This window comes from Solwaraspora sp. WMMD792, from assembly GCF_029626105.1.
GTDB lineage: Bacteria > Actinomycetota > Actinomycetes > Mycobacteriales > Micromonosporaceae > Micromonospora_E.
Map to the genome: position 1 here is coordinate 3,941,003 of NZ_JARUBH010000009.1, position 13,634 is coordinate 3,954,636.

General features: G+C 71.2%; 12 protein-coding genes and 1 pseudogene. 1 reads left to right on the top strand and 12 read right to left on the bottom strand.

Annotation, left to right across the window (positions count from 1 at the left end):
- Window positions 1–10 precede the first annotated feature (10 nt).
- The 5 genes from O7629_RS18705 to pepN all read right to left on the bottom strand — a co-directional run bounded on the left by O7629_RS18705 (window position 11) and on the right by pepN (window position 5,359).
- Window positions 11–871, bottom strand: coding sequence for a DegV family protein (locus O7629_RS18705; protein ID WP_278170682.1), 861 nt, complete (start codon window positions 869–871; stop codon window positions 11–13).
- Window positions 872–942: 71 nt separating this feature from the next.
- Window positions 943–1,572 carry a histidine phosphatase family protein gene (locus tag O7629_RS18710; protein WP_278170683.1) on the bottom strand — a complete coding sequence of 210 codons (630 nt, stop codon included), beginning with the start codon at window positions 1,570–1,572 and terminating at the stop codon, window positions 943–945.
- Window positions 1,569–1,967 carry a ribosome silencing factor gene (rsfS, locus tag O7629_RS18715; protein WP_123602988.1) on the bottom strand — a complete coding sequence of 133 codons (399 nt, stop codon included), beginning with the start codon at window positions 1,965–1,967 and terminating at the stop codon, window positions 1,569–1,571. The genes O7629_RS18710 and rsfS overlap by 4 nt, the downstream gene beginning before the upstream one ends.
- A 110-nt stretch (window positions 1,968–2,077) precedes the next feature.
- Window positions 2,078–2,689, bottom strand: coding sequence for a nicotinate-nucleotide adenylyltransferase (gene nadD, locus O7629_RS18720; protein WP_278170684.1), 612 nt, complete (start codon window positions 2,687–2,689; stop codon window positions 2,078–2,080).
- A gap of 117 nt (window positions 2,690–2,806) precedes the next feature.
- Window positions 2,807–5,359, bottom strand: a complete 2,553-nt coding sequence (gene pepN / locus O7629_RS18725) for an aminopeptidase N (protein WP_278170685.1) — start codon at window positions 5,357–5,359, stop codon at window positions 2,807–2,809.
- Between the two features lie 125 nt (window positions 5,360–5,484).
- On the opposite strand from pepN, the gene O7629_RS18730 reads away from it, so the two are divergent.
- Window positions 5,485–5,703, top strand: coding sequence for a DUF397 domain-containing protein (locus O7629_RS18730; RefSeq protein WP_278170686.1), 219 nt, complete (start codon window positions 5,485–5,487; stop codon window positions 5,701–5,703).
- Window positions 5,704–6,572: 869 nt separating this feature from the next.
- Here O7629_RS18730 and O7629_RS18735 read toward each other — a convergent pair.
- The 7 genes and pseudogenes from O7629_RS18735 to O7629_RS18765 all read right to left on the bottom strand — a co-directional run.
- Window positions 6,573–6,827: a hypothetical protein gene (locus O7629_RS18735; protein ID WP_278170688.1), complete on the bottom strand. Its 255-nt coding sequence runs from the start codon at window positions 6,825–6,827 to the stop codon at window positions 6,573–6,575.
- Between the two features lie 76 nt (window positions 6,828–6,903).
- Entirely contained in the window at window positions 6,904–7,308 is a 405-nt protein-coding gene (locus tag O7629_RS18740; protein WP_278170690.1) for a hypothetical protein, read from the bottom strand.
- A gap of 74 nt (window positions 7,309–7,382) precedes the next feature.
- On the bottom strand, window positions 7,383–7,844 hold the full coding sequence (locus O7629_RS18745) for a GNAT family N-acetyltransferase (protein ID WP_278170691.1): 462 nt from the start codon (window positions 7,842–7,844) through the stop codon (window positions 7,383–7,385).
- 114 nt (window positions 7,845–7,958) lie between these two features.
- Window positions 7,959–9,392 (bottom strand): GTPase ObgE, encoded by a 1,434-nt coding sequence (obgE, locus tag O7629_RS18750; protein ID WP_278170693.1) that lies wholly within the window; start codon window positions 9,390–9,392, stop codon window positions 7,959–7,961.
- A 151-nt stretch (window positions 9,393–9,543) separates the two neighbouring features.
- Window positions 9,544–9,801 (bottom strand): 50S ribosomal protein L27, encoded by a 258-nt coding sequence (gene rpmA, locus O7629_RS18755; protein ID WP_278114042.1) that lies wholly within the window; start codon window positions 9,799–9,801, stop codon window positions 9,544–9,546.
- A gap of 9 nt (window positions 9,802–9,810) precedes the next feature.
- Window positions 9,811–10,125, bottom strand: a complete 315-nt coding sequence (gene rplU / locus O7629_RS18760; protein WP_278170695.1) for a 50S ribosomal protein L21 — start codon at window positions 10,123–10,125, stop codon at window positions 9,811–9,813.
- 696 nt (window positions 10,126–10,821) lie between these two features.
- A pseudogene (locus O7629_RS18765) lies at window positions 10,822–13,611 on the bottom strand (Rne/Rng family ribonuclease); the annotation flags it as partial.
- Window positions 13,612–13,634: the final 23 nt, after the last annotated feature.

The window sequence follows — 13,634 nt, forward strand, 5'->3', positions numbered from 1 at the left end:
GGGCCGGCGGTCAGGAGCCCGCCCGCCGGTGCACCACGACCGAGAGCAGACCGGGGCCGGCGTGTGCCGTCACCACCGCCCCGATCTGCGCCACGTGCACGTCCTGCAGCCGGTCACCCAGCCGGGAGGTCAGTTCCGCACACAGGGCGGCGGCCCGGTCTGGATCGTCGAGGTGGTGCACGGCGACATCGACCCGCGACGCGTCGCCGGCCGCGAGACAGGCGAGGTCGACCAGCTTGGCCAGGGCCCGGGCGGCGGTACGTACCTTGTCGCGCAGCACGATGTGACCGTCCTGCACGTGCAGGATCGGCTTGACCGCCAGCGCCGTACCGAGCAGCGCGGACGCTGCCGTGATCCGACCACCGCGCCGCAGATGCTCCAACGTGTCGACGTAGAAGAAGGTCCGGGTACGGGCCGCTGCGGCGGTCGCGGCGGCGCTGACCTCGGCCAGGTCACCCCCGGTAGCCGCCACCGTCGCCGCAGCGAGCGCCGGGAAGCCCAGCCCCATGCCGGTCGAGCCGCTGTCCACCACCGCGACCCGGTCCGGGCCGGTCTGCCGGGCGGCCAGTTCGGCGGCCGCGACCGTGCCGGACAGCCCGGCCGACAGGTGCACCGACACGACCCCGGAGCTACCGGCGCCCAGCAGTCGCCGGTACGTCTCGGCGAACTGCTCGGGCGCGGGTCGCGAGGTGCTGACCGTCGACCGCCGCACGGTCAACGCGTGGGCAACCTCGGTCGGGGTCAGATCGAGGCCTTCCCGGCGTTCGACGCCGTCGACCAGCACGGTCAGCGGCACCACCGTGAGGTGGTGCCGCTGCGCCAGATCGGCCGGCAGGTAGGCGGTGGAGTCGGTCACGACCGCGACGGACATGCCGGCACGCTAGCTGATCATCGGCAATCGTGCCGGGCCAGGCCACCGGTGGGGTCAGACCGGCTGTCGGGTCAGACCGGGGCGGGGATGTCCCGGGTGCTGCTCACCCCGACGTTGTGTGCCCGCAGTTGCCAGCCACGCGACTCGTCGTACCGCAGCTCGGTCCAGTGGCAGTTCTGCAGCGGCGCGACGGTACGCAGCACCGCGACCCCCCAGCCGAGCAGATGGCCACAGCCCTGCCGGGCCGCCCCGCCGTGGGTGGCGACCACCACGGTCCCGCCCGGCGCCGCGTCAGCCGCGTCCTGCAACGCCTCCCCGACCCGTTTGCCAAGGTCGTCAAGGCTCTCCACGGCACAGCCGGGCGACGGATCGCCGGCCCGCCAGCGGGCGTGCTCGGCGGGGAACCGTTCCGCGATGGTCGGCATGGTGAGCCCTTGCCAGAGCCCGTACTGCCGCTCCCGCAACCGGGGATCGGAACGGACCGGAAGGCCGGTGAGCGCCGCCAGGGCCGCCGCGGTGTCGGCGGCCCGCTGCAGGTCGCTGGCGACGATCGCGTCCGGTCGTAGCGCCGCGATCAGCGGCGCGGCGGCGGTGGCCTGGGCCCGGCCGAGGTCGTTGAGCGCGGTGTCGGTCTGGCCCTGCACCCGGTCGCCGGCGTTCCAGTCGGTGTTGCCGTGCCGCCAGACGATCAATCGGGTCACTCGGTGGCCCCGGCTTCGGCCTCGACCAGGTCGCGGTCGACGAACGGGATGACCGGGCAGTCCTTCCAGAGCCGGTCGAGGGCGTAGAACTCGCGTTCCTCGGTGTGCTGGACATGCACCACGATGTCGTTGAAGTCGAGCAGCACCCACCGGCCGGCACGGTCGCCTTCACGCCGGATCGGCTTGGCCTTGTCCGGCAGCCGGACCAGGCTCTCCTCGATGGCATCGACGACGGCCAGCACCTGGCGCTCGTTGGGCGCCGAGGCGAGCACGAAGGCGTCGGTAATCGCCATCCGGTCGGCCACGTCGATGACGACGATGTCCTGCGCCTTCTTGTCGGCGGCGGCCTGGGCGGCCGTCAGGGCCAGCTCCCGCGCGCGCTCTGAGGCGCTCATCGGATCACCTCGACAACACTCCTTCAGCTAGACAGCTTCGCTGCTCTAGCCTCTCACACTCGACCAGCCAGGAAATGCGGATATAACACCCAAAATATGACACTGAGGAGTCATTCCCCCGAAGATTCCGTCTCATACAGCCGACGTTTGGCGATGTACTGCACCACCCCGTCCGGCACGAGGTACCACAGCGGTTTGCCGGCAGCCACCCGCGCCCGGCACTCGGTCGACGAGATCGCCATCGCCGGCACCTCGACCAGGGAAACCGTGTCGGCCGGCAGGTGTGCGGCGGACAACTCGAACCCCGGCCGGGTCACCCCGATGAAGTGGGCCAGCTCGAACATCGTATCCGTGTCCTTCCAGGACAGGATCTTCTCCAGGGCGTCCGCGCCGGTGATGAAGAACAGCTGCGCCTTCGGCCCGTACACCGAGTGCAGGTCGCGCAACGTGTCGACGGTGTACGTCGGGCCGGGCCGGTCGATGTCCGCCCGGCTCACCTGGAACGTCGGGTTCGACGCGGTCGCGATCACGGTCATCAGATACCGGTCCTCGGCCGGGGTGACAGTCAGCCCGGCCTTCTCCCACGGATCCCCGGTCGGCACGAAGACCACCTCGTCGAGCGCGAAACGCTCGGCCACCTCGCTCGCCGCGACCAGGTGACCCTGGTGGATCGGATCGAAGGTGCCGCCCATGATGCCGACCCGACGGATGCCATCGTCCATCGACGAATCGTATGCCGATGATCTACCCAGCCGGGCTGTCGCGTGGCGTAGGCAACACTATCGGGTGCCAGCTCCCGCTCTGTACCTGCGATCAATTCTGCCTACAGCGATCCCCGCCTACGCCGGTCCGGCTCCGGCCGCAGCTGGGTACCGACGCCGAGCGGTCAACGCCCGGTCCAGTTCGTCGGTGGCGTCGGTGACCACCCGGCGCAGCCCGGCGGTGAGATCGTCGCGGGCCAGCATCGCGGTCGCCGCCGCCCGGGTCCGCTCGCTCACCGCGAACTGTGGAAAGGCCGATTCCGCCACCCGGTCGGCGAGCCACGCCGTGCGGCGCCGGGTCGCCGCCGGCAGATCGACGAAGTACCGGTCGACGTACGACGCCGTCAGCTCGATCTGTTCCGGCTGCCAGAACCCTTCCGCGTATGCCTCGACGAGACGGTTGGACAGCCTGGTGTCGGTCACGATCGTCTGCCAGGCACGCTCCTTGGCGGCCGGGTCCGGCACCGCCGCACGGCACTTCGCGGCCCACTGCTCACCGGCCGCGCTACGGTCCCGGCCGGCCTCGTCGTCGATCTCGGTCGCGCCGACACCGCCGCACGCTGCCAGCCGGTAGAGCAGCAGCCAGCGCAGGTCGGCGTCGACCGTCAACCCGGCCGGCACCACCCGCCCCGTCAACCACCCGCGCAACCAGTCCGCGTCCCCGCTGGCGGTGATCGCCCCCCGGGCGGCGGCCAACTGGACCGACGTGCCGGGCCCGGCCACGGCCAGCAGCCGGGTGCAGGCAGCGCCGAGCCGGGACCGCAGCACCGGACGGTCCACCGGGTGGGCGTACCGGTCGATCACCGACCGACTCAGCCGCAGCACGTCCTCGACGACCACCACCACGGTCTCGGCCGGCAGGGCAAGCTCGATCAGCGCCGCCAGGTCGGCCACCGGCTGCTGCGCGTCACGTACCGCGTCCAGGGTCGCCGTCCACGACACCGCCCGGGCCAGCGGATCGGTCATTCCGGGCAGCATCGCCGGCAGCGCGGCCGCCGACGCCGGGTCGAACCGCACCTTGGCGTACGTAAGGTCACCGTCGTTGACCAGCAGCAGGTCGGCCGCCGGCTCGCCGACCAGCGCCGGCACCAGGGTCCGCCCGCCGTCGACGTCCGGGGCCAGGTCCACCGCCAGCCAGCGCCGCCGCACCGACATCCGCCGGTCCCCGGTCGCCTCGGCGTCGAACAACCCCAGCCCGATCCGGTGCGGACGCAGCACCGGATGGCGCTGCGGCGCGGTCTGCACCAGGACGACCTCCCGGTATCGACCGGCCTCGTCGACGACCGTCTCGGCCCGGATCGTGTTCACCTGCGCCTGCCGCAGCCACCGCTCCGCCCAGCCGGACAGGTCCCGGCCGCTCGCCGCGGTCAACGCGTCGAGCAGGTCGGCCAGCGTGGCGTTGCCGAACCGGTGGGCGGCGAAATGCGCCCGTAGCCCGGCCAGAAACGGCTCGTCGCCCAGCCAGGCCACCAACTGGCGCAGCACCGACGCGCCCTTGGCGTACGAGATGCCGTCGAAGTTGAGCAACGCCCGCTCTGCGTCGGCGACCTCCTCCGGCGCCACCGGATGGGTCGACGGGCGCTGGTCCGCGGCGTACCCCCAGGATTTGTAGAGGATGCCGAAAGTCGTCCAGGCGTCGGTGAACCGGGTTGCCTCGGCGGTCACCCGCACCCCGAGGTACTCGGCGAACGACTCGTTGAGCCACAGGTCGTCCCACCACCGCATGGTGACCAGGTCGCCGAACCACATGTGGGCCATCTCGTGAGCGATGGTGGTGGCCCGCCGCTCGCGTTCGCTGTCGGTGACCGCCGACCGGAAGATGTGGTCGTCGCGGAAGGTCACCAGGCCCGGGTTCTCCATCGCGCCGGCGTTGAACTCGGGCACGAACGCCTGACCGTAGCCGCCGAACGGGTACCGGACGTCGAACAGCTCGTGGAACCGGTCCAGGCACTGCCGGGTGATCGTGAAGATCTCCTCGGCATCGGCGTCCAGGTACGCGGCGAGCGAACGCCGGCAGTACAGCGACAGCGGGACGCCGTCGTGCTCGGCGTGGCGGGCGTGGTACGGCCCGGCGATCAGGGTCACGAGGTACGTCGCCAGCGGCACCGTCGGCGCGAACTCCCAGCGCCCGTCCACCGGCGCGCCGACCGGCTGGCCGTTGCCGGCCACCGTCCACTGCGGCGGCGCGGTGACCCGTAGCCGTACCGGTGCCTTCAGGTCTGGCTGGTCGAAGCAGGCGAAGACGCGCGGCGCGTCGTCCAGAAACGACATGGCATACAGGTACGTCTCACCGTCGGCCGGGTCGACGAAGCGGTGCAGCCCTTGCCCGGAGTTGGAGTACGCCATCCGCGCCTCGACGGTCAGCGTGTTACGCCCGGCGAGCCCGGTCAGCGGCACCCGGTTGTCGTCGAGGCTCGCCGGGTCGAGGTCGACGTCGTTGAGCCGTACCCGGGTCAGTTTCGCCGGGGCGACCTCGACGAACGTCGCGGCTCCCGGCGCGGCCCGGAACTCGATCACGCTGGTCGAACCGAACTCGGTGTCGCCGATGGTCAGGTCGAGGTCGATCGTGTACGACTCGACGGTGATCGTCTCGGCGCGCTCGGCCGCCTCGACGCGGGTCAGGCTCGGCATCCGACCATCCTGCCGCACCCGCCCGGGGCGGCGGGCGTTAGCCTGTGCCGGTAACCGGGCGTGTACCGCCCGACATGTCCCGCGCGTGTTACCAGTATCTGTTTCCAGTATCGAAGGAGTCGACGATGGCGCAGCACCCCAAGGGCGATTTCGACCTGTCGCGGGCGGTGTGGCAGCGGGCCGAGGGCGACGCGTCCGAGGGCGCGGTCGAGATCGCGTTCGTCGACGATCTGATCGGGATGCGCAACTCGGCCGAGCCGGACGGTCCGATCCTGGTCTTCACCCAGGCCGAGTGGGACGCGTTCGTCGCCGGCGCCCAGGACGGCGAGTTCGACCTGGACTGACTCGGCGGTCGCGGCGGCCCGGGCCAGCGCGACCTGACCACTCGGCTGGCCGGAGGTGCGTGACAGTGGACCGCACAGGGCTGGTCAAGGCCCAAGCGTGGTCGGCGTTGCTCGACGCACTCCCCGCACACCAACGCTGAACAGCAGTGTCGGCCAACCCGTGGAAGTGGGACGAAACCCTGTACGCCGATAGCGACCCGCACCACCGCACCTGTTCGCCGATCGGCTGCCGGCGTGTCGTCCGGTTCTACATCAACTGATCTTGGCTGCCGAACGGGTCCCGGCCACCGAAGTCGATGCCGTACGAATGCCTGAGCTCGCCCGCCCTTGGCCTTGAGCTCGGCGTAGGTCTTGCGGGCGTCGTCGGTGGTGGAGCCGACGGTGAATGCACTCGTCCCCTTGGCGATCAGTTCGCGCACCTGCTCGGCGGTGCCGGCGTCCATCGCCGGTGGGCTGGGCTTCTCCAGGGAATGATCCGGTCCGGATCGTCGCCGGGCACCCGGACGGTCAGCCAGCGCATGACGACACGTGCGGGGCGGCCCGACGACGGTACGCCGTCGGCGACTCGCCGACGACATCGTGGACGTGCGACTGAAGGTGCCAAGGCTGGTGAACCCGACCCGGCCGACGGTTGGACTCCTCGACCGCCATGGCTCACGGCGCCGTTACATCAGCCGCCCGGACAGGATTCGCGTTCGCCGGAGAGCCACCGCTGTGCAGGTACGCGCACAACCCGAAGAATGTGCACGTACGTGCACAGCAGACATGCTGAGCGCGAACGCGCACAACAGCTCGGCCTGGGTCATCTCACCGTTGGCGAACCGTAGGGCCCGGATCGAATTGGTCACCCTGGTCGGTCTGCCCACCTGTCACCACCCCCGGCGGTACGCGACGATCTTGACGATCGCGCCGACCGACATCGACACCACGAACACCGCGTAGATGGCGTTGACGATCCAGAAATGGTCGAGCTCGGCCAGGGTCAGCCCGAGCGGCAGTACCATCCCGACCGACAGGATCAGCCCGGCGACGTAGTCGCCCCGGCGGTTGATGTCCTTGTCGCGGACGTCGATCTGGTACGTCTCGCTGGGTGCCGCCATCTCCACCACGATCCGTACCACCATCGCCGCGACGATGGCGACAATCTTTGACACTCCTGGACCGAGAGACACCGGTTACAGCAGGCGGGTCGGACCAGGACTACAGCGCGTCGTCGAGCAGGATGCGCCGCTGGTCGGTCGGTGTCACCAGGTGTACGCCGAGCAGCCGCACGCCGGCCTGCCCGCACACGTGGTACGCGGTGTGGAACCAGAGCCGGTCCGGGTCGCTGACCGCGCTCGAACCGGACCGGGTGAGCACCACCAGCATCGAGCCGTCACCCGCCCGTTCCGCGAGCGCGTTGGCGAAGATCCCGACCGCCTGGGCGCAGTCGTCCGGGTCGAGCCGCGCCGGCAGGTCGTCGACCGGACAGTGGACCTGCACGCGGTCCTCCGCGTCACAGAGAACGAACCGCACCCCGCGCCGACCCCGCTCCCACCGCTCTATCGCCGCAGCGAGATGAGCATCGATAGCCTCGGGGCTGTCCAGAACCGGCGAATCGCTCATGACCCGACATCGTCCACCATTCGCCCGGGATCGGCCACCCCGTCCGCCTCGCCGGGCACCATGAGCCAGGACGGTCAGGCCGCGGCGACCGGAACCCGCTTTTCAAAGCAGACGCTGTACGGATTGCCGACGTACTCGCCGTAGACCGGGATCCGGGCGTAGCCCGCCGACGCGTACAGGTGCAGCGCCACCGGCAGGTAGCTGCCGGTCTCCAGTCGGAAGACGGTGTGCCCGGCCGCGTACGCCGACTCCTCCAGCGCGGTCAGCAGGTGCCGTGCGATCCCCCGGCCCCGGTAGGCCGGTCGTACGTACATTTGTCTGATCTCGGCGGTCTGCGCGTCCAGCGCCTGGACGGCGCCACAGGCGACCGCCCGCCCGTCCAGCACGCACACCAGGTACCGGGCGTCGTCGTGCACCGGGTACCCGACCGGGTCGACCGGTCGGCCGGCACGCTCCGCCTCAGCCAGCTCGCGCTGCTGGGTCATGATCAGGGCGGCGACCTCCGGGTCGGTAGGCAGACGGCGCTCGATCAACACTCAGTCACGATAGACAAAGCGCGTTTCCCGAAGGTTTCGTCCAGTTGGCCGGGATCAGGCCTGATTCCGACAACCCGACGTTCAACTGCCACCAACCCGCTTGGTAACAGCCAGTTACCTCGATCCGTCCGGGTCGTCCTCGGTTGGCCGCTGCCGGCGGGCCTTGCGGTCCGCCAGCCGCTGCGCGGCGCTGGCCCGGCTCGACTGCTCCTCCAGCCGGACATCGGTGCCACGGGAGCTCGGCACATACTCGACGTCAGCGAAGTGGCTCGGCTGCCAGTCGAACTCCCACGAGCCGATCCGCACCAACGCACCCGGCTCGGCGCCCGCCTTGGCCAGCGCGTCCTCCACGCCCAGCCGGGCCAGCCGATCGGCGAGGAAGCCGACCGCCTCGTCGTTGTCGAAGTTGGTCTGCCGTACCCAGCGTTCCGGGCGGGATCCCCGGACCCGGTACCCGCCGTCGGCGACCGGCTCGACGGTGAATCCGGCGTCGTCGACGGCCGCCGGCCGCAGCACGATCCGAGTCGGCTCCAGCTCCGGGGCGGCCGCACGGGCGGCGGCGACCAGTTCCGCCAGGGCGTAGGTCAGCTCCCGCAGCCCTTCCCGGGTCGCCGTACTGACCTCGAACGCCCGCAGCCCGCGCGCCGCCAGGTCGTCCCGGACCAGCTCGGCCATTGCCCTGCCGTCCGGTACGTCGATCTTGTTCAGCACCACCAGCCGTGGACGGTCCGCCAGACCGCCGTACGCGGCCAGCTCCGCCTCGATCGCGTCGATGTCGGCCAGCGGGTCCCGCCCCGGTTCCAGGGTCGCCGTGTCCACCACATGGGCCAGCACGGCACACCGCTCGATGTGCCGCAGGAACTCCAGACCGAGGCCCTTGCCGGTGGCCGCACCGGGAATGAGCCCGGGTACGTCGGCGACGGTGAAGGTGTGCTCGTCGGCCCGGACCACCCCGAGATTGGGCACCAGTGTGGTGAACGGGTAGTCAGCGATCCTCGGCCGCGCCGCCGAGATCACCGAGATCAGCGACGACTTGCCGGCCGAGGGGAAACCGACCAGACCCACGTCGGCGACGCTCTTGAGCTCCAGTACGACATCGAGCTGCTCGCCCGGCTCGCCCAACTCGGCAAAGCCAGGGGCCTTGCGCCGGGCGCTGGCCAACGCGGCGTTGCCCCGGCCGCCCCGGCCACCCCGGGCGATCTCCAGGCTGGTGCCGGCGCCGACCAGATCGGCCAGCACCTCGCCGTCGAGACTCTGCACACTCGTCCCGTTCGGGACCTTGAGCACCAGGTCGGCGCCTTTGGCACCGTCCCGGTTGCCGCCCGCCCCGCCCTTGCCGTTCTCCGCCTTGGCGTGCGGCCGGAAGTGGAAGTCGAGCAGGGTGTGCACCTGCGGGTCGACGACCAGGGTGACGCTGCCGCCGTGCCCGCCGTTGCCCCCGTCCGGTCCACCGAACGGCTTGAACTTCTCGCGGTGGATCGAGACGCAGCCGTGCCCACCGTTCCCCGCCAGCACATGCAGTACAACCCGGTCGACGAAGGTCGTCACGGCCCTATCCTCTCCACTGCCGCCGGAGGGACCGGCGGACACGACAAAGCGGGCTGGGACCTCTGGTCCGCAGCCCGCTCGTCAGGTTGCTCGACAAGCGTCAGCCAGCAACGCCAGGGCGCCTGCCTGCGGCGGCGCTGTACGGCAGATGCTACTGCGCCGCCGGCACGATGTTGACCGTCTTGCGACCGCGCTTGGTGCCGAACTGCACCGAGCCGGCGGCCAGCGCGAACAGCGTGTCGTCGCCGCCCCGGCCAACCAGGTCACCCGGGTGGAACTTGGTGCCACGCTGACGGATCAGGATCTCGCCGGCGCTGACGACCTGACCACCGAACCGCTTCACGCCGAGACGCTTGGCCTCGGAGTCACGGCCGTTCCGCGAGCTGGACGCGCCCTTTTTGTGAGCCATGGCTGGTGCCTACTTCCCGTTCGAGATGCCGGTCACCTTGACCTGGGTCAGCGGCTGACGGTGACCCTGGCGCTTGTGGTAGCCGGTCTTGTTCTTGAACTTGTGGATCCGGATCTTCGGACCCTTGGTCTGCGCGGCGATCTCGCCGGTCACAGCGACCTGGGCAAGCTTGGTCGCGTCGGTCACCAGGTCGTCGCCATCGACGAGGAGCACCGCGGGAAGCGTCACCGCGTCACCGGGGACACCGGTGATCTTCTCGACCTCGATCACGTCGCCCTCGGCGACCTTGTACTGCTTGCCGCCGGTCTTGACGATCGCGTACATCGGACGCGGACTCCTGTCGTTTGTCGCTGGCGGATGGTGTTCGTGGCAGCTCGGTGGACCGTCGGCTACGCCGTGGGGAACGGACGCGGCGGTCTCGGACTGAGCAGTCACGGGCACGCGGGAACCTGGCGCACCGGGTGCGCCACCGGCAAGGGTACGCCATGCCGGTGGCAACCCTCAAATCGACCCCGGTCAGGGACGGGTCCGGCGGCGGGTGCCCCCGCTGCGACGGACCCGCCGCCGACCGCCGGCGGCGTGATCGGCCGCGGACGTGTCCTGGTCATCGTCGTCATCGGCGAGGTCGGGATCGTCCGCCCCGGCCAGGCGGACCGGTGCCGCGCCGTTGCCGTTCTCGACCACCGGATCCACCTCGTAGCGGGACAGGTCGTAGCCCATCGTCTCGTCCTCGTCCTCCGCGGTCGGATCGACCAGCGGTTGCGCTGCCGCGACGGGAACTTTGATCACGCCGGTGGTGGTCGGGGCAGCCTCGGCCGGACCGGTCGTCGGCTCCGTCACCGCCGGCTCCCGTACCGCAGGCTGCGCCACCGCCGCGTCGGCTTCGGCGACGCCGGCGACCACCACCACGTCGGCCGGCTCATCTGGCTGGTCCGCCCCGGTCACAGCCGTGACGTCAGGTGGATCGGTGACGTCGGGCGCAGAGGTGACATCAGGCTCAGAGGTGACATCAGGCGCCGGGGAGGTATCGTCCGCCGGTTGGTTGGCCTTGCGGCCCCGGCGGCGACCGCCGCCGGCCGTCGCACCACCCGTACCGCCCGTACCGCCACCGCTGGCCGGAGCTGCGGCGACCGCCTTCGCCCGGTCCCCGGCCCCAGTACCGCCCGACGAGCGCGGCTTCTCCGGCACCGGCTCGGTGTGGATGATCAGCCCGCGGCCCTTGCAGCAGTCACAGGTCTCGCTGAACGCCTCCAGCAGCCCGGCACCGATCCGCTTACGGGTCATCTGCACCAGACCCAGCGACGTGATCTCGGTGACCTGGTGCTTGGTGCGGTCCCGGCCCAGGCACTCGGTCAGCCGGCGCAGCACCAGCTCCCGGTTCGACTCCAGCACCATGTCGATGAAGTCGATCACCACGATGCCGCCGATGTCGCGCAGCCGTAGCTGGCGGACGATTTCCTCGGCGGCCTCCAGGTTGTTACGGGTGACCGTCTCCTCCAGGTTTCCGCCGGCGCCGGTGTACTTGCCGGTGTTCACGTCGATGACGGTCATCGCCTCGGTCCGGTCGATCACCAGGTGACCACCGGACGGCAGGAACACCTTGCGGTCCAGGCCCTTGAGGATCTGCTCGTCGATGCGCCGCTCGGCGAACACGTCCGCCACCGCGGCGTGCCGGCGCAGCCGGGCCAGCAGGTCCGGCGAGACGTGCGCGAGGTAGGACTCCACCATCTCGTACGCGGTGTCGCCCTGCACGACCAGTTCGCGGAAGTCTTCGTTGAACAGGTCCCGGACCACCCTGATGACCAGGTCCGGCTCCTCGTAGAGCAGCGTCGGCGCGCCGCCGGAACCCGCCTTGGCCTGGATGTCCTCCCACTGTGCCTGCAGTCGCTTGACGTCGCGGGACAGCTCGTCCTCGCTGGCGCCTTCGGCCGCGGTCCGCACGATGACCCCGGCACCGTCGGGCACCAACTTCTTGAGGATGTCCCGGAGCCGCTTGCGTTCGGTGTCCGGCAGTTTGCGGCTGATCCCGGAGGCGTTGCCGTTCGGCACGTACACCAGATGCCGGCCGGAGAGCGCGACGTGACTGGTGAGCCGAGCGCCCTTGTGCCCGATCGGGTCCTTGGTGACCTGCACCAGCACCGAGTCACCGGAACGCAGCGCCTGCTCGATGGACCGGGACCGACCTTCCAGGCCGGTGGCGTCCCAGTTGACCTCACCGGCGTACAGCACCGCGTTGCGGCCACGCCCCACGTCGACGAAGGCGGCTTCCATGCTCGGCAGCACGTTCTGCACCTTGCCGAGGTAGACGTTGCCGGCCATGGTGCCCGACGAGGCCCGGGTGACGTAGTGCTCGACCAGGACGCCGTCCTCCAGCACGGCGATCTGGGTCCGGTCACCGCGCTGGCGCACCACCATGTCCCGGTCGACGGCCTCCCGCCGGGCCAGGAACTCCGACTCGCTGAGGATCGGCGGACGGGTCCGCCGCTGCTCACGGCCGTCCCGACGGCGCTGCCGCTTCGCTTCCAACCGGGTCGACCCGGTGACGCCCTGCACCTCGTCGACGGTCTTGCGCGGTTCACGGATCTTGACGACGGTCGGCACGCCGTCCTCGGCGCCGGACTCGGCGTCGCCGGAGCCACGGCGGCGCCGCCGACGCCGCCGGCGGGTCGTGGAGTCGCCATCACCGTCGGCGTCGGCGTCGTCGGCCGACCCACTGTCAGCGGACGCCTCGGTCTCGTCGCCGGTGTCGGCGTCGTCCTCCTCCGCGCCGCCCTTGCCGCGGCCCCGGCCCCGGCGACCACGCCGCCGACGGCGCCGGCCGGCCGGCGTGTCGTCGTCATCGTCGTCCGTGTCGGTGTCGGTGGTCGCCGCAGCGGGCTGCTCCTGCGGCGCCTCGGCTGCTTCGGTGACGGCCTCGGCCGTCGGCTCGCTGTCGGCGCTACGCCGGCCCCGCCGACGCCGCCGCACCGGCTCGTCCTCGCCGGCCGCCTCGGCACCGTCGACGGCCCGGACAGCGGCCTCCGCTGGCGCCGGTTGACCGGCGTCGGTGGCGACCGGCGGGCTTTTCGGATCGGGCGCCATGAACAGTACGACCGGTGGGCCGGCTGCCGCTCTGCGGCGGCGGGACGGCGGCGCGGCGTCCGGCGTCGCAGCGGCGTCGTCGGTCGCCGGGCCGGGCTGGTCCACGGCGGCTCCCGGTTCCGCGTCGGAGGCGGCGGTGGCCGAGCCGGATTTCGCCGCCGAGCCGGACTTCGCCGACCGCCTGGTTGCCCGGGTCGGCGCCGGTTCGGTGGCCAGCGGCTCGGCGGCCGGGGATGGCTCGGCGGCCGGCGTCGCGGGACCGGCCGGCGGCGATGTGGCCAGTTGGGCAGCGGCTGCTCCCGGGGCGGGTTCGCTCTCCTCGACCGGCACCACGACGGCCGGCTCGGCCGCCTTCTTCCGCCGGGTCCGAGTGGTCTTCTTGACGGCCGGCTCGGCCGGCTCCGCTGCGGAGTCGGCCGGCGGGCCGGCGTTGTCGGCCGGGCCACCCGTACCGGTGGTATCCGCGCCGGTGGTGTCCGCTGCCGTCGAACGGCGACGGCGGGTCCGCGACACCGCAGCCGGTTCACCGGTGGCTGGTGCCGGATCGGCCGAACCACCGGTCGCGGCCGCATCGCCGCCGGTGGCCTCCGCCGGCTCGGCGGCCGCCGCCGCAGCCTTGCTGGTCCGCCGCCGCGTCGTACGGGCGGTTGTGGATCGGGTCACATCAGCGGTAGCGCCGGCCGGTTCGGTACCGGTCCGGTCCCCGCCCTCGGGCTCGTTTTCGAGCATTGGACGTTCTCCAGTTCTGGCCG